The 21,632-nt window shown below is 35.7% G+C and carries 22 protein-coding genes and 6 tRNA genes; 14 read left to right on the top strand and 14 right to left on the bottom strand.

Annotated elements, in window-relative coordinates:
- Window positions 1–189 precede the first annotated feature (189 nt).
- Both ACHZAX_RS10595 and ACHZAX_RS10600 read left to right on the top strand, forming a co-directional pair.
- Window positions 190–570 carry a C-GCAxxG-C-C family (seleno)protein gene (locus ACHZAX_RS10595; RefSeq protein WP_101308685.1) on the top strand — a complete coding sequence of 127 codons (381 nt, stop codon included), beginning with the start codon at window positions 190–192 and terminating at the stop codon, window positions 568–570.
- Entirely contained in the window at window positions 570–968 is a 399-nt protein-coding gene (locus tag ACHZAX_RS10600) for a (deoxy)nucleoside triphosphate pyrophosphohydrolase (protein WP_320019090.1), read from the top strand. Before ACHZAX_RS10595 ends, ACHZAX_RS10600 begins: the two co-directional genes overlap by 1 nt.
- Here ACHZAX_RS10600 and folK read toward each other — a convergent pair.
- Genes folK through ACHZAX_RS10615 form a run of 3 tightly spaced genes read right to left on the bottom strand, consistent with a single transcriptional unit; the run spans window position 954 to window position 2,450 of the window.
- Window positions 954–1,328, bottom strand: coding sequence for a 2-amino-4-hydroxy-6-hydroxymethyldihydropteridine diphosphokinase (gene folK / locus ACHZAX_RS10605; RefSeq protein ID WP_101308687.1), 375 nt, complete (start codon window positions 1,326–1,328; stop codon window positions 954–956). The two genes, ACHZAX_RS10600 and folK, sit on opposite strands and share 15 nt — an antisense overlap.
- A gap of 27 nt (window positions 1,329–1,355) precedes the next feature.
- Entirely contained in the window at window positions 1,356–1,718 is a 363-nt protein-coding gene (gene folX / locus ACHZAX_RS10610) for a dihydroneopterin triphosphate 2'-epimerase (protein ID WP_101308688.1), read from the bottom strand.
- A gap of 9 nt (window positions 1,719–1,727) precedes the next feature.
- Complete coding sequence (locus ACHZAX_RS10615; protein WP_180327221.1) at window positions 1,728–2,450, bottom strand: SDR family NAD(P)-dependent oxidoreductase; 723 nt, start codon at window positions 2,448–2,450, stop codon at window positions 1,728–1,730.
- A gap of 184 nt (window positions 2,451–2,634) precedes the next feature.
- Here ACHZAX_RS10615 and ACHZAX_RS10620 point away from each other — a divergent pair, with 184 nt between their 5' ends.
- Complete coding sequence (locus tag ACHZAX_RS10620; protein ID WP_320019091.1) at window positions 2,635–3,294, top strand: B3/B4 domain-containing protein; 660 nt, start codon at window positions 2,635–2,637, stop codon at window positions 3,292–3,294.
- A gap of 63 nt (window positions 3,295–3,357) precedes the next feature.
- On the opposite strand, the gene ACHZAX_RS10625 is transcribed toward ACHZAX_RS10620, so the two are convergent.
- The 7 genes from ACHZAX_RS10625 to ACHZAX_RS10655 form a co-directional block, all read right to left on the bottom strand.
- A complete protein-coding gene (locus ACHZAX_RS10625; protein ID WP_101308690.1) occupies window positions 3,358–4,074 on the bottom strand; it encodes an energy transducer TonB in 717 nt (238 codons plus the stop codon).
- 187 nt (window positions 4,075–4,261) lie between these two features.
- Complete coding sequence (locus ACHZAX_RS10630) at window positions 4,262–4,960, bottom strand: energy transducer TonB (RefSeq protein WP_180327222.1); 699 nt, start codon at window positions 4,958–4,960, stop codon at window positions 4,262–4,264.
- Window positions 4,961–5,046: 86 nt separating this feature from the next.
- A complete protein-coding gene (locus tag ACHZAX_RS10635; protein WP_320019092.1) occupies window positions 5,047–5,751 on the bottom strand; it encodes an energy transducer TonB in 705 nt (234 codons plus the stop codon).
- Between the two features lie 101 nt (window positions 5,752–5,852).
- Window positions 5,853–7,631, bottom strand: coding sequence for a M56 family metallopeptidase (locus ACHZAX_RS10640; RefSeq protein WP_320019093.1), 1,779 nt, complete (start codon window positions 7,629–7,631; stop codon window positions 5,853–5,855).
- A gap of 56 nt (window positions 7,632–7,687) precedes the next feature.
- Window positions 7,688–8,062 (bottom strand): BlaI/MecI/CopY family transcriptional regulator, encoded by a 375-nt coding sequence (locus ACHZAX_RS10645; protein WP_101262091.1) that lies wholly within the window; start codon window positions 8,060–8,062, stop codon window positions 7,688–7,690.
- A 128-nt stretch (window positions 8,063–8,190) separates the two neighbouring features.
- Window positions 8,191–8,970, bottom strand: coding sequence for an amidohydrolase (locus ACHZAX_RS10650; protein WP_320019094.1), 780 nt, complete (start codon window positions 8,968–8,970; stop codon window positions 8,191–8,193).
- A gap of 13 nt (window positions 8,971–8,983) precedes the next feature.
- Window positions 8,984–9,532 (bottom strand): 1-acyl-sn-glycerol-3-phosphate acyltransferase, encoded by a 549-nt coding sequence (locus ACHZAX_RS10655; RefSeq protein ID WP_320019095.1) that lies wholly within the window; start codon window positions 9,530–9,532, stop codon window positions 8,984–8,986.
- Window positions 9,533–9,715: 183 nt separating this feature from the next.
- Between ACHZAX_RS10655 and ACHZAX_RS10660 the strand changes: the two genes are divergently transcribed.
- Window positions 9,716–10,825 (top strand): YitT family protein, encoded by a 1,110-nt coding sequence (locus ACHZAX_RS10660; protein ID WP_320019096.1) that lies wholly within the window; start codon window positions 9,716–9,718, stop codon window positions 10,823–10,825.
- Between the two features lie 23 nt (window positions 10,826–10,848).
- Here ACHZAX_RS10660 and ACHZAX_RS10665 read toward each other — a convergent pair whose 3' ends face one another.
- Both ACHZAX_RS10665 and ACHZAX_RS10670 read right to left on the bottom strand, forming a co-directional pair.
- Window positions 10,849–11,571: an RNA polymerase sigma factor gene (locus ACHZAX_RS10665; RefSeq protein ID WP_320019097.1), complete on the bottom strand. Its 723-nt coding sequence runs from the start codon at window positions 11,569–11,571 to the stop codon at window positions 10,849–10,851.
- A 133-nt stretch (window positions 11,572–11,704) separates the two neighbouring features.
- Complete coding sequence (locus ACHZAX_RS10670) at window positions 11,705–12,514, bottom strand: SDR family oxidoreductase (protein WP_101308698.1); 810 nt, start codon at window positions 12,512–12,514, stop codon at window positions 11,705–11,707.
- Between the two features lie 398 nt (window positions 12,515–12,912).
- Here ACHZAX_RS10670 and ACHZAX_RS10675 point away from each other — a divergent pair.
- From ACHZAX_RS10675 to ACHZAX_RS10710, 8 genes are all read left to right on the top strand, one after another.
- Window positions 12,913–12,985 (top strand) — tRNA-Lys (locus tag ACHZAX_RS10675).
- 35 nt (window positions 12,986–13,020) lie between these two features.
- Window positions 13,021–13,093: transfer RNA gene (locus ACHZAX_RS10680), tRNA-Lys, on the top strand.
- Between the two features lie 35 nt (window positions 13,094–13,128).
- Window positions 13,129–13,201, top strand: a tRNA-Lys gene (locus ACHZAX_RS10685).
- Between the two features lie 35 nt (window positions 13,202–13,236).
- A tRNA-Lys gene (locus tag ACHZAX_RS10690) sits at window positions 13,237–13,309 on the top strand.
- Window positions 13,310–13,345: 36 nt separating this feature from the next.
- Window positions 13,346–13,418, top strand: a tRNA-Lys gene (locus ACHZAX_RS10695).
- A 36-nt stretch (window positions 13,419–13,454) separates the two neighbouring features.
- Window positions 13,455–13,527: transfer RNA gene (locus ACHZAX_RS10700), tRNA-Lys, on the top strand.
- Window positions 13,528–14,011: 484 nt separating this feature from the next.
- The gene (locus ACHZAX_RS10705) at window positions 14,012–15,052 is read left to right on the top strand and encodes a Fic family protein (RefSeq protein ID WP_320019098.1); all 1,041 of its coding nucleotides are present in this window, start codon (window positions 14,012–14,014) and stop codon (window positions 15,050–15,052) included.
- Window positions 15,053–15,339: 287 nt separating this feature from the next.
- A complete protein-coding gene (locus ACHZAX_RS10710) occupies window positions 15,340–15,900 on the top strand; it encodes a DUF2867 domain-containing protein (protein WP_320019099.1) in 561 nt (186 codons plus the stop codon).
- A 68-nt stretch (window positions 15,901–15,968) separates the two neighbouring features.
- Here the strand turns inward: ACHZAX_RS10710 and ACHZAX_RS10715 are convergent, their stop codons facing one another.
- The gene (locus ACHZAX_RS10715; protein WP_320019100.1) at window positions 15,969–17,003 is read right to left on the bottom strand and encodes a LacI family DNA-binding transcriptional regulator; all 1,035 of its coding nucleotides are present in this window, start codon (window positions 17,001–17,003) and stop codon (window positions 15,969–15,971) included.
- Between the two features lie 183 nt (window positions 17,004–17,186).
- On the opposite strand from ACHZAX_RS10715, the gene ACHZAX_RS10720 reads away from it, so the two are divergent.
- Entirely contained in the window at window positions 17,187–18,608 is a 1,422-nt protein-coding gene (locus ACHZAX_RS10720) for a tagaturonate reductase (RefSeq protein ID WP_320019101.1), read from the top strand.
- 5 nt (window positions 18,609–18,613) lie between these two features.
- Window positions 18,614–20,251 carry a UxaA family hydrolase gene (locus tag ACHZAX_RS10725; protein WP_320019102.1) on the top strand — a complete coding sequence of 546 codons (1,638 nt, stop codon included), beginning with the start codon at window positions 18,614–18,616 and terminating at the stop codon, window positions 20,249–20,251.
- Between the two features lie 155 nt (window positions 20,252–20,406).
- On the opposite strand, the gene ACHZAX_RS10730 is transcribed toward ACHZAX_RS10725, so the two are convergent.
- Complete coding sequence (locus ACHZAX_RS10730) at window positions 20,407–21,621, bottom strand: pectinesterase family protein (protein ID WP_320019103.1); 1,215 nt, start codon at window positions 21,619–21,621, stop codon at window positions 20,407–20,409.
- Window positions 21,622–21,632: the final 11 nt, after the last annotated feature.

Consider the following 21,632-nt stretch of genomic DNA (forward strand, 5'->3'; position numbering starts at 1 on the left):
ACATATCCTTCTAATCACAGGAATAAAAACACAAGCCAAAATCCCCCTACTTTGTTCACTGATTTTCTCCATTATAAAATCAGCAATACCATTCTTTTTTCTCATATATGTTGAAGAAGCATACTAATATTTGAATAATATTTTTGGAAAAGCCTACATTTGCCTGTTATCAAAGCAATATTTTAATCAATGAGCTTTTCAAATAAAGAGACAAAGGCCGATATAGCCTTGAAATACTTTCACAAACCGCCTGGTTATTACAACTGCGCTCAGGCAATCTACAAAGCTTTTCAGGAAGAGTTTAGGATTACCAATGATGAGATAAATGAGTGCTCGAAATATGGCAATGGAAAAGCAAAGGGCGGCAATTGCGGAGCTTATCATGCTGCTTTGGAATTACTGAAAGACAAGCCTGAATTATTAGCAGAATTCACCAGACGTTTTCAAGAAAAATCAGAACACCTAACCTGTTTCGACATCAAGTTCAACTACAGCATTTCCTGCAAAAATTTGGTGCGCCTGGCATCCGATTTACTCGAAGAATTAACGCCATTATCTTCCAATAACTAATGGAACCGATCAAAGTTACCGCCGCAATACTCATTAAAAACGGGAAGATATTTGTTGCTCAACGAAGTAAGGATGACGAATTATCCGGCAAATGGGAATTCCCGGGTGGTAAAATTGAATCTGATGAAACACCTCAGGAATGCCTAAAGAGAGAACTGTTTGAAGAATTTGGAATTGAAACAAAAATTCTTGACTATTTTGGAGAAAGCATATTTGATTATGGCAACAAGCCAATTCATTTGCTTAGCTACTTTGCTGAGCATCTGTCGGGTGAATTAATCCTTCAAGTTCATCAAAATTACAAATGGATTGAGCCTGAAGAATTAGATAAAATTGACTGGGCGGCGGCTGATATTGAATTGGCAAAACAATTAAAACAGAAATTAACCGAACATTAACTCATCCACCGATTTCTTTAAAAAATCTCTTGAATAGTAGTCCTCATCCACAATTTCATCATTCCATACAACAATATCTAAATCAATTATACGCGGACCAAATTTTGGAAGACTCCTGTCCCTTCCCATCTTATCCTCCAATTGTTTCAAATACAAATTGAATTCCTCACGGCAGTGATGGGTTCTTAGCCTCACAGCTCCATTAATAAAATCCTCTTGATTGGTAATTCCAATCGGCGCTGTTCTAATCCATTTGGAATGTTTTTTCAGCAAATGATCTTTCGACAGAAGACACAGCATCTTTCGAATGTTTTCTGTTGGATTAATATTCGATCCTATACCTACTATACAATCGTTCATTACATATTGATTTAGTGAAATTTCAGTTTAAGTAACACCCTTTCTGTAAGCCTCCAATTCAATCGACACAGATTCTGCAAAACGCAAAGCATGAGGTTTATCCACCTCTACTTTTGCCCACTCCACTTGGGGATTCATCAAAATTACATCCAGCACTTGCCGGGTCAAATTCTCCAACATTTTAAATTTACCTTCCTGCACAAGCACAATCACCTTTTTTGTTATTGTTTTGTAATTGTATGAATTCTCAACATCATCATTAGCTATAGCATTGTCTACATCCGCCTTAATGGTCATATTAATCACAACATCTTGTTTGTTACGCAATTCGTCCTCATTAAAACCAATATAAGTTCTAATCAACAAATTTTTCACACGAATAATTGCCATATATCTAATTTATAAGAGTTGTTCACCTCCGTCGCAGTACAAAATCTGTCCGGTTAGGTTCTGATTTGCCAATATATAATCCAATGATTGCAAAATGGGTTCAATTCCACCGGAAATTTTCATTGGCGTTTTTTCTGCAAGCCTCTGTAAATACTCTTCTCCCTTATCCACCGGAGGAAGAGTGGCTCCGGGAGCTATACCATTGACCCTAATTTTTGGTGCGAATTCAAGTGCAGCCATTTTTGTTAAATGAGCCAGTCCAACTTTCGACAAACTGTAAGCCGCATACAAATTTGAATAGCTTGCAATTCGAGTATCCAACAGATTTATAATCAATCCACTTTCACTATTCATAGCATAATCCCTTGACAGGATAAAAGGGGCTAATAAATTCACATTCATCTGATCCTGAAACAATTTTACCGAAGTCTCTTGAATTACTCCTGGATCGAAAACAGATGCATTATTTATTAATACATCAATCTTCTCAAAATGTAACAAAACCTTATCAATTAACCGATCTGTGTCTTGAGCAGAATTCAAATCACTTTTAAAAATTTTGAATTTTTGTTCCGGATACTTATTCACCAAATCTGTTTGTAACGAAATTGCATCATTTTTAGACGAATTGTAGTGAATGGCAATACTAAAACCATTCTTTGCCATATGCATGGCAATAGATTTTCCAATTCGCTTTGCAGCACCAGTTATTAAAGCAGTTTTACAGGTCATTTTTTCAATCGTTATCATCTAAAGTTAACGAATATCTTTCCTGATAAAAAGTTTATGATAAAATTTTTTCTGATTCTGAAATTAAATTTATTCCTGTTATTAATTGTAATAAAATAAGTAGAATCTGTATTTTGCATTCAAATTGCCAATTAGTGAAAATACCGATTAGCCAATGAAAATTGATATGACTAAAATCGAAATAGAAGCAGAACTAAAACAAATTTGTCCATCTCTTTGCCTGGGCATTATTCAATGCAGGGTAAGCACGAAAGAAGAATGTCCGAATCTATGGCAGGTAATTAATGAAAAAACAGTAACCATTCAACAAAATCTGGCCATTTCAGGAATTGTAGATATCCCAAGTATTAATAGTTCAAAAAAAGGATACCGGGCAGTTGGAAAAGACCCCAGCAGGTATCGCTTGTCCGCAGAATCTTTGTTACGAAGAATTGTAAATGGGAAAGGATTGTACAAAATAAATAATGTGGTAGATTTATTAAATTTGGTGTCTATTACAAGTGGGTTTTCAATTGGCGGATACAATGCTGACAAAATAGAAGGTGTTGTTCGCTTTGGCATTGGAAAAGCTGACGAAGCCTACGAAGGAATCGGACGAGGATCTTTAAATATAGATAAACTGCCCGTTTTCAGAGATGATCTGGGAGCATTTGGAAGTCCTACAAGCGATTCTTTACGAACCCAAATTGATGAAAATTGTCAAACCTTTCTGATGATCATTATTAGTTTTCAGGCTGATAAAGCTTTGCCGGAAGCTATGGATTTAGCAATTGATCTGTTAAAAAAACATGCAGAGGCTGAAGAAATTCATTCTGTGATACTATAAAAATAATAAAGCCTGCTAAACTATTCAGCAGGCTTCACTTTTATTTGTCTGTATTCTGATCAATTACTGAAGTACAAAATTTATCACAACGGAATAAGAAACTTTCACCGGCTTTCCTCTTTGCTTACCTGGTTGAAATTTGGGTAAATTTCGAATTACACGCAGAGCTTCCTGATCCAATGAAGGGTCAATTCCCCTAAGCAATTCTACTTTTGAAATACTCCCGTCTTTCCCAACAATAAAACTAACAAAAACCCTTCCTGTTATCCCATTTTCCTGTGCAATAACAGGATATCTGATACTCGAATTGATGTGTCTGTACAATTCCAAATTACCTTCAACATTGTTTTTGCAGATATCAGGCCTAAATATTGGCATTTCCTCTACAATCACGAAAATTTTCGCTTCATCGTCAACTTCTTCCTCAACAAATACTTCTTGTGGAGCGATTTCAAATTCAGTTTCCTGATTCAAATTTTCCTCAACAATTTCAATTTCATTTTCTAACTCGGTATTATTTTCAACAATCGTAATTACATCTGTTAATTGAATTTTTGGTGGTAATTTGGGTTTTTCTTTAATTTCTTCCTGTCTGGTAATTGGAATTATTTCTTCATCCAATTTTAAATCAACCAAATTTCTAATTTCAACAACCTCTCTTACTTTTGTAGGCCATTCAAAAGATATTAAAGTTAATGCTAAGGCCATAACCAACCCAATTTCAAAAAACAATGATTTTCGTTTTTCCAAATCAGCATTTGGATTCTTTTTGGGAATCATAGCTAAACATTTTAAATATTAAAGTACAGTATCAGTAGTGACAATAAACTAAACATCACCAAAACATCTAATAATGCTTAGCTTAAGTCCACATAAGAGGATGAGTTCAAAGAACGCTTTATAATTAAATATACGGATTTAAGCTGTAATAGTTGCAAACTTCCGAATACTTATGTACAACTAAAACCTATTGCAAAACAAAATTAATATAGCCTGAGAACCAAACCGGTACTTTTTTATTAAATTGTTTGCCAGGTTTAAATTTTGGTAAATTCTGTACCACACGAACAACTTCTTCATCCAATAAAGGATCCACTTTACGAGTCACCTGGATATTTGATATGTTCCCTTCACTTGTAACAACAAATTTCACAAATACTTTTCCGTAAATATTAGACTCCTGCGCTGCTATCGGATACCTAACCATTCTTTGCATGGTGATAAACAAATCTTTGCACCCTTCTTCATAGGTTTTATTTTTTTGTGGATTAAAGATTGGCATCTCCTCTACGCTTACAAAAGGACTCATTTCTTCTGATATTTCCTCTTCATAGGCTGGTTGTTCCAATATTTCCTCGTTCGGATCTCCAAACGAATCCTCAGGAATATATTCCTCTTCAGGCTCTTCTTCAATCACCAGCAGGTCAATTAATTCTATTTTTCTGACTTTTGGCGGCTCCATTTTTTTCTCCGGTTCACGAAAAGTTACTGCTGTCAATTCTTCCATATCATCAATCGAATCAAATACAAAATCTTCCGGTTCATTCATTGGCACTTTGTATTCGAAGGCCATTAGCACAAATAAGAAACTAATTATGAAACCAAATTGTAAGAACAGAACTCTTTTCTTCTCTAAATTATATCGGGGGTTCTTTTTCACTTGCATAATCATGAGTTTTTTGGTGAGACATTTAATGGTTTTTTATGCACACGAAAACTAAATTGTTAGTTATACGATTCAAAAAAAAGGATCTATTGCAATACAAACGAAATGTACCCGCTGAACCAAACACTTACAGGTTTGTTTCTTTGCATTCCCGGTTTAAATTTGGGCAGGCTTTGTACAACACGAATTGCTTCTTTATCCAGAGAAGGATCAACAGGTCTCATTACTTGAATCTGTTCGATATTTCCTGTTTTAGTAACTACAAATCGAACATACACCTTTCCTTCAATTCCATTTTCCTGAGCCACAATAGGATATTTGGTCATTTTCTGCATAGTTATAAACAAATCTTTTAATCCTTCATCATAGGTATTATTCTTTTTGGGATTAAATATTGGCATTTGCTCTACCCTTACAAATGGCACATCTTCAACATCTTCCTCGATATCCTCTTTTACATCTGTAATAACATAGGAATCATCTTCACTAATATCAGAATCCTTAATATCCAGATCAGGTACATCATCATCATCTTCTACTAAAGTTAATTCTGTTAAAATCATTTCTTTAATTTTAGGAACTTCTTTTGGTTGAGGTTTATCCTGCACGGTTATGGGAATAATTTCTTCCATTTCTTCAAGAACATCAAAATCCAGATCTGCCGTTTTTCCAACCGGGGTTTTATACTCAAAAGCCATTAATACAATTATAAGACTTAAAAAGAATCCGATTTGTAAAAATAAACCTCGTTTTTTTTCCAAATCATAGCGGGGGCTTTTCTTAACTTCCATAATAAAGGGTTTTTGGTTAGACAATATAAATTGGTTTGTTTTTATTCCTAAGAAATTAGTTTTATAACTAATTTCTTAGTTAATATACGTAAAAAAATTTATTAGTTCAAAGAAAAACGAATAGGAATTGTATATTTAACCTCAACTTTTTTTCCGTGCTGCTCGCCGGGCACCCAATTAGGCATGCTGTTAATAACACGTAAGGCTTCCTTATTTAATTCAATATTTGCTCCTTTTATTACTTTCGCCTTCGCAACACTACCATCAGTTCTCACAACAAACTGGACAAAAACCTGACCTTCGTAGCCCTGTTCAGCAGCCAAAACAGGATATTGAATTTTTCTTGCAATATATTTTCTCAAATTGCCATTTGCCTCAGTAAACTGCGGCATTTTCTCTACTACAACATATTCTTTGCTCTTATTCACATTAGCTTTAAGAATATTTTCCAGATGATAGTCGGATGAATTCTTAATTCTTGAATACAAAGGATCCGGCGACTCAACAGGTTTATCGATTAAATCCTTTAATTGAAAATTAATAGGAACAGTATATGCAATATTCACAAATTCTCCATCTTTCTTTCCTGGGTTCCATTTAGGAAGAGATGATACAACCCGTAAAGCTTCGCGATCTAGTAAGGGATTAACTTTTCTTGCCAAAGCTGCATTAACAACTCTGCCTTCTTTATTAACCACAAAAGAAACAAACACACGACCTTCAATTTGCTTAGTTTGAGCAAGCTTAGGATATTTAACATGTTTTGCCAAGTATTTTTGAAGGGCGATTACACCACCCGGAAAAACAGGCATTTCGTCGGTTATGGTCTTTATTTCTTCAGGGCTGATTGTTTCTTTATACTCCAGCTTATTAATTTTGTGAGTGACTAATTGCGGTGAGAATTCATATTTTGTTTCTGAATAAAAATTTGCCGGCTCGCTTCGTAAGGAAGAAAAGATATTCAAGTCCATCGGCAGCAACTCTTTAAATGAGAATTCAGTATCTAACTTTTCTTCCTCCTTAATTGTAAAAGCAAAAGCTGATAACAGAACCACAAAAATTGGTATAATAAGCAAGAGTTTTACCAAAGCAATTCTTGGTGTTTTTATTCTGCCCAACATCGAGATTCTTTTTTTCAGTGTTGACTGCCCAAAATTATTGGCCAAACGAAACAAATCACCACCCGCAAATTGATTCACAATATGCATTTTGTACTCATTCGCATTCACGGCTCCATTTACAACCTTATCATCGGCTAAATATTCATGCACTTCCTGAATTGATGATTTATAAAACCAAACGACAGGATTCATCCAAAAAATTACTGTGAGAATTTCAATCATCAGTAAATCGAAGGTATGAAGCTGATCGACATGCACCCTTTCGTGAGCTAATATGGATGTAAAATTGGTCTTTTGGTAATCAGCCTTACTGATAAAAACAGAATTCAAAAAAGAAAAAGGAGGATAATCATCATTCATGATCACCAGCCGAAGTCCCTTTTCACGCAGAATCTTACTGCTTTTTGTCCAGGAAAATAACTGGAATAGATTTTTAAAAAATCGGATCGAAAAAAGAAATACTCCCAAAATATACACTACACCTAAGTATTGGTACCATGTAAGAGCTTTTTTTACTGTTGCCGTAACAACAACCTCTTCGAGCATATTGCTGTTTAAATACTGCTGTGAAGCTAAAACCACGGCATCTAATACATGAAATGAATTTTCAATCGTACTCTTGGGTTCGGGCTGAAAAGGTATTTCCAAAGTTGGAATTAATATCGAGGCAAGTAATGTAAGCAAAAGGAACACACGGTTAACTCTAAAAAAGGTATCCCTTTTTAGAAACAACCAATACAGGGCATAAAAAAAAGCCATGCATATTGCCGATTGCAAAAAATATAAGATTATGCCTGTAATCATTTATTATTAGCTTATCTACTTTGCTTTTTTATTTGCTCTTCAACCATTCTTTTCACCTCTTCCAATTCCGATAAACTCACTTGCTCTTCCTTAGCGAAAAATGAAACCATATCTCGATAAGAGTTCGAAAAATAATTACGAACGAAACCCTTCATAAATTTTCGGGTATATTCCTTTTTTCCCATTAATGGAAAGTACTGATGACTTTTGCCGTAAGCAATATGACTCACAAATCCTTTCTTCTCAAGAATTCGTGTAATGGTGGATATGGTATTATAAGCAGGTTTGGGTTCTGGTATTTTTTCTATAATTTCCTTCACAAATGCATTTTCCAGATCCCATAGGATTTGCATCACTTGTTCTTCTGCCCTAGTTAATTCTTTCATTTATTTTATTTTAGGATGGTTTCCAAAGATAAATATATAACTATAAGTTTAGTTTTACAAGTGCCCGAAAGTACATTATTGCTACAAAACAACAATTCACTATTAATCAGACATATATTTGGTGTATTTTAGCTTATTTGAAATGAATCTGCATCCAAAAGAACCGGAAATTTACTTCTGAATTCATTTAATGAATCTAAATTTAATTGCAGACTAACAATTTCTTCGGTGTAATCGGCACATTTTCCAACAAGTTGACCTTTTGCGTTAAAAAGAGCTGAATCTCCGGCATAAGAAAGTCCCAAACCATCAAATCCTATTCGATTCACTCCAACAACAAACGACTGATTTTCTATTGCCCGTGCTTTCAAAAGCGTATTCCAAACCTCTCTTCGGGCTTCGGGCCAATTGGCAACATACAGCAAAATGTCATAATCATTCTGATTACGGCTCCATACCGGAAAACGTAAATCATAACAAACCAAAGGACATATTCTCCATTTTCCCAAATTGAAGACAACCCGCTCACTGCCACTTGAAAAGTGGTGATGCTCCTCTCCCATTCTAAACAAATGACGCTTATCATACGAACAAATAATTTTCCCGCCATCAACACAGTACAAACGGTTAAAATATTCGCCGTTTTCCTCTACAATTATACTTCCTAGAAGAACCGAATTTAACTCTCCGGCTTGATTTTTCATCCAGTCAAGAGTCATTTTGGCTTTTGGCGAAATCAGGCTTTTACCTTCCATCATAAAGCCTGACGAGAACATCTCAGGCAGAACAATTAAATCAGTCTGATTTTTTAGAGGTAAAAGCAGATTCGAAATTCTATTCAAATTCCCTTCTACATTTCCCCAATCCAAATTCAATTGTACTAAACTAATTTTCAGAGTATCAGACATCTTATTCTTTTGGTTACAATCCTGTTGTAAAATTCGCCGGATATTTAGGCTTACAATTGATATACTTGCTTTTAATCTTAATCATATCCTTCTCTACATCGCCCGTTGGATAAAAAGCCTCACCACAAGTTAAGGTTTTTTCCTCGTAGTTAATTTCAGCCAGATAAATAGGAACATTTGCCTTTAGCGCGATATAATAAAAACCTTTTTTCCACTCAGAACGAAGGCTGCGGCTCCCTTCCGGTGCAATTGACAAATACAAAGACTCACGACTCGCAAATTCTTTAATCAGTTCATCAGTCATATTGCCTTTTGTTGAACGATTAACAGGAATTACTCCCCACGATTTCCAGATGTACTTAAGAGGAAAAACGAACATCTCTTTTTTCATTAATACCTTTGTAGGAATATTATAAGATAAAAAAGCAAGCTTTCCCCAAACAAAATCCCAGTTGGAAGTGTGCGGAACCGCAATCACAACAGCCTTCTTAACCTGCGGTATATCTCCAATATATTTCCACCCAAACAATTGCATTAGTAGCTTACTAATTTTAGCCTTCATAGTCTCCCGTATTTGATCGTGATGCAAAACAATCAATTCTTTACTAACAAAACAATACCAATTCAATTTATTTTAACAGAAAAATATCTTGTGAAGCTCCGTAAATCTCAATAAAAACTATTATTTTGTAAAAAATCCAAATAAGCTTTAAGACTAATTCCAACTCCATAAATCATAATCGTTTTGACTTTTATACAAAAAGATACACTCTTTTCAAGTAAATGGTTTTATAATTATACCATTCTTATTTTCGGTGCATTTGTTGTTGCTGCCGGATTTGTTTTTTTTATTATTCCTCATGGAATTGTACCAGGTACTGTCTATGGTTTAGGTATTGTCATTAATAAACTGACAATTGGGTTATTTCCTCACGGCATTTTTGGCACATTAAATCCTGCTGATTACAATGGCTTTTTCTCAGGTATACTCTATCAATTCATGGATTATTCGAATGACTTGTTTCGAAAATACGGTGGAGGTATTCCCGTTGGATTAGCCAGTTTGGCTATAAACATTCCTTTGTGCTTTATTGGCATAAAACTATTGGGGCCCCGTTTCGGTGTTAAAACCTTTATATCATTCATTTTGTGCGCATTATTTATAGATATTGTAAGCACTTGGTGGGGATTTATTCCATTAGTAGATGATGTGCTGCTATCCTGTATTTTTGGAGGAATCTTTATTGGTTTTGGTTTAGGCCTGATAATTAAAGCAAGAGCAAGTTCTGTCGGAACAGATATTATCGCCATGATTGGTGCAAAATATACCGGACTTCCCCTTGGCCAACTAGTTATTTATGTTGATTCCCTGATTATTTTAAGTTGTTTATACATTAAAATGGATTGGCAGATTCCATTGTATTCATGGATCGTACTTTTTATTATTGGAAAAGTTACTGATATCACCTTGCAGGGTTCTGCTTACGAAAAAGCATTATTTATTATTTCTGATAAACATGAAGAAATCAGAGCCAAAATCACCGATGATTTCAATCTTAACGGAACCATTATAAAAGGCAGCAGAACACTCGATTTAAAAGAAAAATCGATAATTTTTATTGTTGTAAACAGAAGAGAATTGTCGATGCTGCAGGATTACATCCACTCTATTGACCCAATAGCGTTTGTTTCGGTAGAAGAGAGTAAAACCCTTCAAGAAATTTACTTGTCGGTTGACAATCCGAATTTAACTTTTTTTAGAGTGAAAATAGAATGGGCCGAATTATTTGATTTGAATTCAATTCCTCCCCGAAGAGAATTTTTCGATGAAGCAGACATCACCTCTACTTTGTGATTGTTACAAATCCTTTTTATTTCTCACTTAAAAATTCCAAAGAAAGAACTTCGCCAATTCCTCTTCTGCATTTCTTTTATTTCCAAAAGTAATTGATCGGAACAGCTGGATGGCATAGGTTCATTACCCATTTTTAAAAACAACTGAAAAAGCTCTCTGTCAGCATCCGTTACATCAGACAAATCCATTCTCGAAAAATACAGTCGAAGCTGTTCTTCTTCTTTTAATGTTGACTTGCCGGAATAGTACTTAAATAAAACTTCATTGTTTTTAAAATCTGCCAAGGTACCATTTTGATCTATTCTCGCTCTAAGAACTTTTCTTACCACCGACAGAATAGATTGTACATTATTTATTCCTAAGCCCACAACAATTGAGATATCATCCATGCGTAACCGAACCATTGAGCGCAAACACATTACTTCGGCTTGTAAGGGCGATAAATCCTGAGTTAGAGAACAGAAATGAGTTAAAACCGGATTGGTATCCGCTAATAAATTATTCGTGCAGCCTACAGACATTCTTTTCTCAAAACCAGAAGCTTTAAGTCTTGCCAACTTTCTTGCAATCTTAAACACATAAATCATATCGGTATGGCTAAATTTCTTTCGCTCCTTCCAACATTCCTCAATTGTTAAGCTTACTACCTCAAGAGTCTCCTCCTGATTTCTCAATAAACAATATACGTAATAGTAAATCTTATCCGCACTGGAGAAGATAAACGTATTAAAATGTGATTTATCCATTTATTGTAGTAGTGATTGTGGATTGCAATTAAATTATCACAATCGTGAAAGTATACTGCCAGCATTTATAAAGGTTACGGGGCTGGTCAAAAACAAATGGATGTTCATCAAAACACCCATTTGTTACACTGTACTATTTTAAAGGAGAATCAGGCTCTTTAGCCATATGATTATAGGTTAGCTTTTCCAATAATGAAGGAAACCATTTTTTAAGCCATACGGTTAATTTCCCTTCCATAAATGTCATGATCAGTTCACGCTTTCGTTTCACTACTGCAATGGCAATTAAGCGCGCACATTCCTCGGCACTCATCATTTTACTTTCGTCGCGGGGGGTTTCACCCTGCATCGATCCATCAGCCGTTAGGGCAACATTTCGAACATTTGAGGCTGTGAAACCTGGTGCAGCTACCAATACATGAACACCGGTTTTTAGGTTTTCGACCCGTAAGGTATCCAGAAATCCGCGAATGGCATATTTTGATGCCGAATATCCCGATCGGGCAGGCAAACCAATATAGCCCGCAATTGAAATTACTCCTACAACCGATCCTTTTGATTTGGTAATGTATGGCATTGCAAATTTGGTACAGTAAACCGTTCCCCAAAAATTAACATCCATTAAATTTTTGATGACCGACAAATCCAAATCAGTAAAAAGAGCTCTCATCGAAATTCCTGCGTTGTTTATCAGTACATCTACTCCACCAAATCGATTTACAGTCTCTGTTATCAGATTTTTACAATCTTCTTCAACACTTACATCCGTTTTAACGGTTAAAACCTCATTTCCCAAAGCCAGAATACTTTCTTCCACTTCTTTTAGTTTTTCGAGATTTCTTGCGGCCAAAACAATTTTAGATCCACGGGAAGCAAATTCTAAAGCCAATGCCTTTCCTATTCCAGAAGAAGCTCCTGTAATCACAACAATTTTTTGTTTCATGAAAGAGATATATTAACAGATTATAAGAAGCAGGAAGTAATTCCTGTTATTTTTTCAGCGACTACAAATTTAAAAATATTTTAATGTATTGAAATATTTAAAGCATAAAATCAGGTTTGGCGACTAATGATACCGAAATATATTCCAATTCATTCCTTTACTAAAACGGTTCCTCAGAACAAAAAACAGGCCATTATCATAAGGATTTTAGGACTATTAAAAAAAAATGATCTTTTTTCTCACCATTATTTCTTTCCACTATCAAATTACGAACCAATACAATAAAGCTAACCAACCTCACTTCCTCTTGGGAAATATAGATATTTCTGCCATTTTCAGTTTGCGATTTCCATTTAATCACTCTATATTTGCATCGCTTTAAAAAACGAAGTTTATCTGATTCCTTAGCTCAGCTGGTAGAGCACATCACTTTTAATGATGGGGTCCTGGGTTCGAACCCCAGAGGGATCACAAAGACAACCAAAGTCTTCAAAAAAAATAAGGAGGATTCCTTAGCTCAGCTGGTAGAGCACATCACTTTTAATGATGGGGTCCTGGGTTCGAACCCCAGAGGGATCACTAAAGACAACCAAAGTCTTCAAAAAAATAAGGAGGATTCCTTAGCTCAGCTGGTAGAGCACATCACTTTTAATGATGGGGTCCTGGGTTCGAACCCCAGAGGGATCACTAAAGACAACCAAAGTCTTCAAAAAAATAAGGAGGATTCCTTAGCTCAGCTGGTAGAGCACATCACTTTTAATGATGGGGTCCTGGGTTCGAACCCCAGAGGGATCACTAAAGACAACCAAAAGTCTTCAAAAAAATAAGGAGGATTCCTTAGCTCAGCTGGTAGAGCACATCACTTTTAATGATGGGGTCCTGGGTTCGAACCCCAGAGGGATCACTAAAGACAACCAAAAGTCTTCAAAAAAATAAGGAGGATTCCTTAGCTCAGCTGGTAGAGCACATCACTTTTAATGATGGGGTCCTGGGTTCGAACCCCAGAGGGATCACAAAAAACCACCAAATTGCATTTGGTGGTTTTTTTATATCCAAAAAGAAAATGCTGCACTTGTATCTTTTTACTATTCAAAATGTAGACCGCGCACAGCGGCAGGTAACAAAGCAAATGCAAAAGCATACAATTTCCTGGGCAATTGTTCCAAACAAAAAGACAAAAGGCAGATGCTGCAGGCTAAGGTGTGCCAAACAAAAATGAAACAGGAGTAATTGCACAAGCAAGACAAGCATTTCATAGCTTAAAATGCAGTACTTGTATTGTTTTGTTAATTGAAAACAGAGTGGTACATTGGGTGAATGTTAATCACGCTAAGGACTTTGTATGCAATGTCCCTACCATACAACAACAAAAATTACTCTTTGAAAGCACCCATGAACCTGAGTAAATTCGTTGCAGCTCATTTTTTGGAGAAATACAGCTCAAATATTAGCGATTGTGAGCTTTAAAATGTAGATTTATGAGCTAAAATTATTGCAATGATTGATTCAAGAGACCAGCAGATAATCTCCTATATTAAGAAAGTTGGAGCAAGTTCTTCAAAAGAGGTGCATGAGAATGTGGATATTTCGGTAAGCTATGCAACACTGAAAAGAATTTTGTCAAAATTAATAAATGAAAAATATTTATCAGCAATAGGACAAGGGAAAGGTACTAGATATATTGTTTCTCCAACCTATGATCTTTTACAACCAATAGATTTAGATAAGTATTATGAAAAAGAAATTGATGACCGAGAGATAAAGGAGGGATTTAATTTTTTAGTTATAAATGAGGTTCTTGCAGAAAATTGCATTTTTACTAAAATAGAGTTAGAGAAGTTGAAAGACCTACAAGCGAAGTTTCAAAGAAATATCACTCAATTGTCAGAAAATGAATATAAAAAGGAATTTGAGCGGTTGGCGATTGATTTGAGTTGGAAATCATCACAAATTGAAGGAAATACCTACTCTTTATTGGAAACAGAAAGACTCTTAAAAGAGAAGGAAACAGCTGCAGGAAAGACAAAAGAAGAAGCAGTAATGCTTTTGAATCATAAAGAAGCACTGGATTTTATAATCGAGAATCCTAATTATTTAAATCCATTGTCAGTTTCAAAAATTGAGGATATACATAGTATTTTGATAAAGGAACTTGCCGTAGAGCGAAATTTGAGAAAAAAACGTGTAGGTATCTCCGGGACAAATTATCGTCCGTTGGATAATGAATTTCAAATATCAGAGGCGGTTAAAAGTTCCTGTGAAGTAATAAACTTAAAAGAGAATATCTTTGAGAAAGCGTTGCTGGCATTGGTGCTGATTTCCTATATTCAGCCGTTTATGGATGGAAACAAGAGAACTGCCCGAATTGTAAGTAATGCTATTTTAATAAATGAGAAATATTGTCCGTTATCTTTTAGAACTGTAGATTCTATTGACTATAAAAAAGCAATGTTGCTGTTCTATGAGCAGAATAATATTTCGAGTTTTAAAGAAATATTTATTAATCAGTTTGAGTTTGCTGTGAATACATACTTTTGAAAGTAAAGACGTGCCACAGCCAAGCAGGTTACTACCAATCTATTAGCCTGACAGAGAACTTCCCGAACTGGATTTATTAATAGACCAAACAGTTAAAAGACTGAATGCAACTCCCCTAAGCTATTTAGCGATGTTCGTAATTTAAAATTGGGCTTCACAAAATACAAATAAGTAAATTTATCCGGATTGCTTACCAGGCACGCTGATGAAATTACTCTTTGAAAGCACGCAAGAACCTTAACAAAACATTGGCGGTCATAAAAAACAACTGCATTATACCGAAATAAATGATCAAAAAACAGACAAAGATTCCCGACCAATCAATCCTGAATGAAAACAAGACCATATTCCACTATATTGATAGTTTTCAAAGCGATTTTATGAGCCACGAATTGGATTATGACATAATTAGTATCGGAAAATTATTCTTCAACAGCAGTCCCAAATGGGCTGATAACTTAATGTCATTCAGAGATAAAATAGTAGGACTGTTTGGATTAAAAACAGCTTCTCAGCTTACTGCCGAACAAAGGGACACAGATAGTTTTACGTTTGAGCCTGGTGAGCAACTCGATATCTTTAAACTTTATACCAGAACAGAAAATGAACTTATTATGGGTGAGGATGATAAACACCTAAGCTTTCGATTTTCATTATTGCTTGAGAATATAAATGATGGTACTATAAAACAGAGGATTACATTAACAACGGGAGTTGAATTTAAAAATTTATTTGGCCGGCTTTATTTTTTCCCAGTCAAGCCATTTCATCAACTTATTGTAAAAAAAACGTTGAAAAAAATGATTCGGAAGATAGAAAAGGAAATTTGTAAATCCACAAGCTTATAAAACATCATTAATTGCAGGCAACTTTAATGAAGAAGACCAAAACCTTAAAAACGCAGCACGCAACACCTCTACTGACAATACATTACATTCTCTTTGTTGATAATATCCAATGGCATGTATTGATGCAAAGGCACATCGGTTTTTAAAACAATGTTTTTGTACAAAGACTGCATGCCTAAATAGCCTTGCATTTTAGGCTTTTGATGAATCAGATAATCGATAGCTCCGCAATTTAGCAATCGTAAATTTGATTGCAGTAAATCGTATCCCACAACCCGTAACCGATTTGTTTCTTTGAACTGAATCAACTGCTCGGCCAGCTTATAGGTTTTTGAATTGGGAATAAAAAGATGAACTGGATTTTCATGTTTCAAGAGTACATTCAAGAAATCATCGGCAGTAATCTGATCTTTTTCAAGGTTTACCTCATGAATATTCGCATGCTTAATCTCATTTTCGTCGAAATAGCTTCGAAAACCTTCTATTCTGTTTTTAATGATTTGCTCTTTAATATCCGATTCGCTGAAGGTGGTGATGTAAATCTCGTAATCCGACAAATATTTATCGTGCAGCAGGCTAGCGCCCAAAACGCCGCTTCGGTACGAATCCTGACCAATAAAAGTGAGCTGTCCTGCATCAATAATGTTTGAATCAACAAACACATATGGTTTTCCTTTTTCCCTTAATTTGCATAGCAAATCGGCTTGCTGATGAAATGCCGACGGAGCAATAATAAAACCATCTGCATCGGAATCCAATATCTGATTCAGCTGCATTGCCTGAGAACCATCGTTGGCCACAAAACAATAACCGGCTGTAAAACCCATTTGTGCAAATTCTGCACAGCCTTCTTCTATGCCCTCTTTAAGCATCAGCCAGTAGTTGTTTTCCTCTGGCAAAATTACCGAAATCCGATAGGTCTTATTTAGCTTTAAATGACGCGCCATTACATTTGAGGAATAATTCCCTTCTTTAGCAATTTTGAGCACTTTATCGCGGGTTGCTTCTGCCACACGTCCCCTATTGTGCAAAACTCTATCGACTGTACCAATTGATACATCTGCTTTTCGGGCTATTTCCTTAATTGTAATTCGATTCACCATCTAAAAAAAACTTCTGTTTATTATGCAAATGTAAGCACAATATACTATATTTGTTGCAAAGTGTTAACGTACACGCAAAATATATCCTTTATTCGTAAAGGTTTTTTTACTAAAATATGCGGTAACGTTACCGCAAATAAATTGAATCGCAATTTCTTCACATTTATTTTAAAAAATTAAGTTATGAGACAGTTAAATAGAGAAACAGTACCATCACAAGAATTACCAATTAAAATTCTTCAATTTGGAGAAGGAAACTTTTTACGTGCCTTTGTTGATTGGATGATTGACATTATGAATAAAGAACACAATTACAATTCGGGTGTGGCTATTGTTCAACCAATCGAATTTGGTATGACTGATCTTCTAAGAAAACAAGATAATCTATATCACCATATTTACCGCGGACTAAAAGATGGAAAGGCAATCAGCGAAACCAGACTGATCTCTTGCGTACAAAAAGCAATCAACCCATTCGAACAAAAGAAAGAATACGATGATTTGGCGATTCTGAATGAATTGGAATTGGTGATTTCGAACACAACCGAAGCTGGTATTGTTTTTAAAGCAGACGACTGTCCTAAAGAAGGCGAATTGGCTTCTACCTATCCTGGAAAATTAACACAGTTGCTTTTGAGCCGATTCAATCATTTTAATGGAGATACTACCAAAGGATTGAAATTTATTCCTGTTGAATTGATCGACAAAAATGGTGAGAAGCTTAAAAAAGCAATTTTAGACTATGCCAAATTATGGGATTTATCGGAAGAGTTTACTCAATGGGTTGACAAATCCAATTATTTTGCAAATACTTTAGTAGACCGTATTGTTCCAGGATATCCAAAAGACGAAATTGACGAAATTAAAAAATCAATCGGTTTTGATGACAATTTAGTGGTATCCTCTGAAATTTTCCACTTGTGGGTAATTGAAGGATGTGAAGAAATTCAAAAAGCTTTTCCTGCTGACAAATGTGGCTTGAATGTGATCTATACAAAAGATTTATCGCCTTACCGCACCCGAAAAGTTCGTATTCTGAATGGTGCTCACACATCAATGGTTCCGGTTGCTTTGCTAAACGGTATTGAAACAGTTCGCGAATCGGTTGAAAGCGATAATGTAGGTGAATTTGTTCGTCACATCATTTTCAATGAAATTGCACCAACTATAAATCTGCCAAAAGCAGAATTGGAATTGTATGCAACAGAGGTTTTGGAACGATTCATGAATCCATACATTCATCATGAGTTAAAATCTATCGCCCTAAACTCAATATCGAAATACAAAGTACGTGTATTGCCTTCATTACTTGACTATTTGAACACAAACAACAAATTACCGGAAGGATTGGTGCTGGCATTTACCTACTTAATTAAGCTTTATCTATCTGAATCGTTTACCATTCAAGATAATGATGAAGTAATTGCCTTCTTCTCTGCTCTTTCAGCCACAACTGAAACTCCGGAAGCTATCATCCGTAAAGTATTGGGCGAAGTTTCATTCTGGGATACTGATTTAAATCAAATTAACGGTTTAACAGAAATGATGACCAGTCAGTTTGAAAAATTGAATAAAGATGCAGCAATCAGCAACTTTAAATTTTAACAATCATGAATAAAGCAATCACGATAAACAGCAGCGACAATCTTGCCGTTGCTCTTACAAACCTAGCAAAAGGTGAAGTAATTTGTGTTAATGATATTAATATCACTTTACAGGAAGATATTAAGGCGAAACATAAATTTTCAATTCATGATCTTGCTGTTGGCGATGAAATGTTTATGTACGGTTTGGTTGTAGGTACAGCCAGCAAAGCAATCAAAAGCGGCGAGGCAATTACCGTAAATAATACAGAACACAAGGCAACAGAATACGATCCAAATAAAACAAGCGAGTTTCATTGGACTGCACCAAATGTAGAGCGGTTCAAAGATAAAACTTTCATGGGTTATCACCGGGCTGACGGACAAGTTGGCACGGCCAATAACTGGTTGGTTCTGCCTTTGGTATTTTGCGAAAACAGAAATGTTTTAACCCTGAAAAAAGCTTTTGAAAAAGTTTTGGGTAAGAAAAAGACCAATCCATACGAAAATTTAGTTCAGGATATGGCTGCCGGTTATCAATCCGGCGTTTCTTTCGAAGGATTGTCATTGGCTAAAGAAGAGGATGTTGATCAAAAACAGGTTTTCGATCAGATAAACATCAAATTCATCACCCATGAAGGTGGCTGTGGTGGTACCCGTGAGGACAGCGATAGCTTGTGCAGATTACTGGCAGGTTATTTAAAAAATCCAAATGTGGCTGGAGCTACCGTATTGAGTTTGGGTTGTCAGAATGCGCAAATAAGCATTTTACAAGCTGCTATTAAAAACCTGGATCCGAACCTTGACAAACCGATCTTAATTTTTGATCAGCAAACAATTGGCAATGAAACCGTAATGCTTGAAAAAGCCATTAAAGAAACCTTTAAAGGTTTGGTTGAAGCCAATAAAATTGAACGCAAACCAGCTCCTCTTTCAAAATTAACCATTGGGTTGGAATGCGGAGGATCTGATGGATTTTCTGGTATCTCGGCCAATCCTGCTTTGGGACGGGTTGCTGATTTAATTACTGCCTTAGGCGGTAAGGCAATTCTATCGGAGTTTCCTGAATTGTGCGGCGTTGAACAAGAATTGATGAGCAGAACCGGAAATCCTGAGCACGCTGAAAAATTCATTACAATCATGCGTGATTATGCACAAGCAGCAATAAATGCAGGATCTGGTTTTGATATGAATCCTTCTCCCGGCAATATTAAAGACGGGCTGATTACCGATGCAATGAAATCGGCTGGTGCTTCAAAAAAGGGAGGTTCCTCTCCTATTAATGATGTGCTGGACTATACCGAATACGTAAAACATGATGGTCTTAGTTTGCTGTGCACACCAGGTAACGATGTTGAATCTACAACCGGATTGGTTGGATCGGGTGCTAATGTAGTTTTGTTTACTACAGGTTTGGGAACGCCTACGGGTAATCCTGTTGCTCCTGTGCTAAAAGTTTCTTCGAATACTGAGCTATCGAAAAAAATGTCGGACATTATCGATATCAACGCTGGTGTTGTTATTGATGGTACTCAAACTTTAGATGAATTGGGAGAAAGCATGTTGGAGCACATTATAAAAGTTGCCAGCGGAGAAATTGAATGCAAAGCGGATCAATTGAATCAGGAAGATTTTATTCCCTGGAAAAGAGGTGTGTCATTGTAGGATTTACCAGCTTAAATCGTTTATTATAAACCCGTAATACTCAATCGTAATAATTTTGCGATACCACACCCGATTGCCAATGCATTTTGCATGAACAATCGGGTTTTTTCATTTACAACAACTAAACTGAATTTTATTTTTAAATTAAATTGCTGCTATTTAAATGTTCGGGGCTTTACTGTTGCTTTGATGTTTTGAATATTTCCACTTACCAACTCAAATTCCTTTTTTACTTCTTCCTCAGTTAAAGTATTCTCTCCTTTAAATTCCAAACGTTCCCGTCCAACTCCATTAAAATAGGAGAAAATTTTACCGCTTTTTGTTTGAATTTTTAAATCGCCAACCGGCATTACAATTTCATCGAACCATAAAAAAAGAGATTGGTTTTCATATTCCGCTTTAACTACTTTAATAGAAGAAGTATCTTCAGGATTCCATTTCTTATCGAATGTCCATTCCGGAGTTATTTTAGCTGCCGAGCTGGAATCAATATTGTTGGCGAACCATGAATAATTACCTGCTTTACGATCACAATTGTAAAAATTGTATCTGTCACCACACAGGTAAGGTCTGTTTTTTTCCGGTTTATCCGGATAAGAAACGTGAAGAATAGATTTATCCCTCATTTCTGCAGGAAAATTGCAATTCAAAAAATAAAACTGAGCATCATAATGATGCCGGGCTAAATAGAAGCTATCCACTCCCATAAATTCACAATGACTCAACACCATTTTTTGATTTTCATTTGTAGTTGCAGCATGCCACACGGCTGCGGTATTCATCAACTCTTTAAAACTTGAATTGGAAATATAACACCATCCACGGGGACAAACAAAATCAACACCACCTTCAAAACTGCAGTTGTCGTGATAATACATTCCTTCCTTATAATTCCAAAGAGAAACCGTATCACCGCCATTGCTGGTTACATTGCAATTTGTTATAATCGTTCGTGTTCCTGTACCATAAATGGTAAACGCATGAGGCCCCAACTTGGGTTGAGTGTTTTTTATGGTGAGATTATCTAAAATAATATCATCAGCATGAATGTTGATAACCGCAGGGCCAATATAATCTCTGTTCTTTTGCCAATCTTCTCTTAGCTGAGCATATTGAATAATGGTACTGTCACGGCTTTCTCCGCAAATGGTCAGATAATCCTGTTCTATTCGTATCTTCTCATTGTACACACCATTCTTTACAAAAATCACCAAACGCTGATAATTGTAAAATGGCAAATGATCAATTGCCTCTGTCAGCGAGATGTAATCTCCTGTTCCGTCAGCGGCAACTACAATATCACCCTTATTGTCTGCAATAGCACAGTTTGTAAAAACTGTCAACAATGCAATGATCCAGATATATTTCATTTATTCTATTT

Origin of the sequence: Labilibaculum manganireducens (assembly GCF_963665805.2) — a bacterium.
Lineage (GTDB): Bacteria > Bacteroidota > Bacteroidia > Bacteroidales > Marinifilaceae > Labilibaculum > Labilibaculum manganireducens.

Excerpts from the sequence above, each read along its gene's own strand:
- ACHZAX_RS10615 (WP_180327221.1), bottom strand. The coding sequence starts at position 2,450 with ATGACCTGTAAAACTGCTTTAATAACTGGTGCTGCAAAGCGAATTGGA.
- ACHZAX_RS10620 (WP_320019091.1), top strand. The coding sequence starts at position 2,635 with ATGACTAAAATCGAAATAGAAGCAGAACTAAAACAAATTTGTCCATCT.
- ACHZAX_RS10655 (WP_320019095.1), bottom strand. The coding sequence starts at position 9,532 with ATGAAGGCTAAAATTAGTAAGCTACTAATGCAATTGTTTGGGTGGAAA.
- ACHZAX_RS10715 (WP_320019100.1), bottom strand. The coding sequence starts at position 17,003 with ATGGTGAATCGAATTACAATTAAGGAAATAGCCCGAAAAGCAGATGTA.
- ACHZAX_RS10670 (WP_101308698.1), bottom strand. The coding sequence starts at position 12,514 with ATGAAACAAAAAATTGTTGTGATTACAGGAGCTTCTTCTGGAATAGGA.
- ACHZAX_RS10640 (WP_320019093.1), bottom strand. The coding sequence starts at position 7,631 with ATGGCTTTTTTTTATGCCCTGTATTGGTTGTTTCTAAAAAGGGATACC.
- ACHZAX_RS10665 (WP_320019097.1), bottom strand. The coding sequence starts at position 11,571 with ATGGATAAATCACATTTTAATACGTTTATCTTCTCCAGTGCGGATAAG.
- ACHZAX_RS10625 (WP_101308690.1), bottom strand. The coding sequence starts at position 4,074 with ATGATTCCCAAAAAGAATCCAAATGCTGATTTGGAAAAACGAAAATCA.
- ACHZAX_RS10725 (WP_320019102.1), top strand. The coding sequence starts at position 18,614 with ATGAATAAAGCAATCACGATAAACAGCAGCGACAATCTTGCCGTTGCT.
- folK (WP_101308687.1), bottom strand. The coding sequence starts at position 1,328 with ATGAACGATTGTATAGTAGGTATAGGATCGAATATTAATCCAACAGAA.
- ACHZAX_RS10645 (WP_101262091.1), bottom strand. The coding sequence starts at position 8,062 with ATGAAAGAATTAACTAGGGCAGAAGAACAAGTGATGCAAATCCTATGG.
- ACHZAX_RS10595 (WP_101308685.1), top strand. The coding sequence starts at position 190 with ATGAGCTTTTCAAATAAAGAGACAAAGGCCGATATAGCCTTGAAATAC.
- ACHZAX_RS10705 (WP_320019098.1), top strand. The coding sequence starts at position 14,012 with ATGATTGATTCAAGAGACCAGCAGATAATCTCCTATATTAAGAAAGTT.
- ACHZAX_RS10730 (WP_320019103.1), bottom strand. The coding sequence starts at position 21,621 with ATGAAATATATCTGGATCATTGCATTGTTGACAGTTTTTACAAACTGT.
- ACHZAX_RS10630 (WP_180327222.1), bottom strand. The coding sequence starts at position 4,960 with ATGCAAGTGAAAAAGAACCCCCGATATAATTTAGAGAAGAAAAGAGTT.
- ACHZAX_RS10720 (WP_320019101.1), top strand. The coding sequence starts at position 17,187 with ATGAGACAGTTAAATAGAGAAACAGTACCATCACAAGAATTACCAATT.
- ACHZAX_RS10710 (WP_320019099.1), top strand. The coding sequence starts at position 15,340 with ATGATCAAAAAACAGACAAAGATTCCCGACCAATCAATCCTGAATGAA.
- folX (WP_101308688.1), bottom strand. The coding sequence starts at position 1,718 with ATGGCAATTATTCGTGTGAAAAATTTGTTGATTAGAACTTATATTGGT.
- ACHZAX_RS10635 (WP_320019092.1), bottom strand. The coding sequence starts at position 5,751 with ATGGAAGTTAAGAAAAGCCCCCGCTATGATTTGGAAAAAAAACGAGGT.
- ACHZAX_RS10600 (WP_320019090.1), top strand. The coding sequence starts at position 570 with ATGGAACCGATCAAAGTTACCGCCGCAATACTCATTAAAAACGGGAAG.
- ACHZAX_RS10650 (WP_320019094.1), bottom strand. The coding sequence starts at position 8,970 with ATGTCTGATACTCTGAAAATTAGTTTAGTACAATTGAATTTGGATTGG.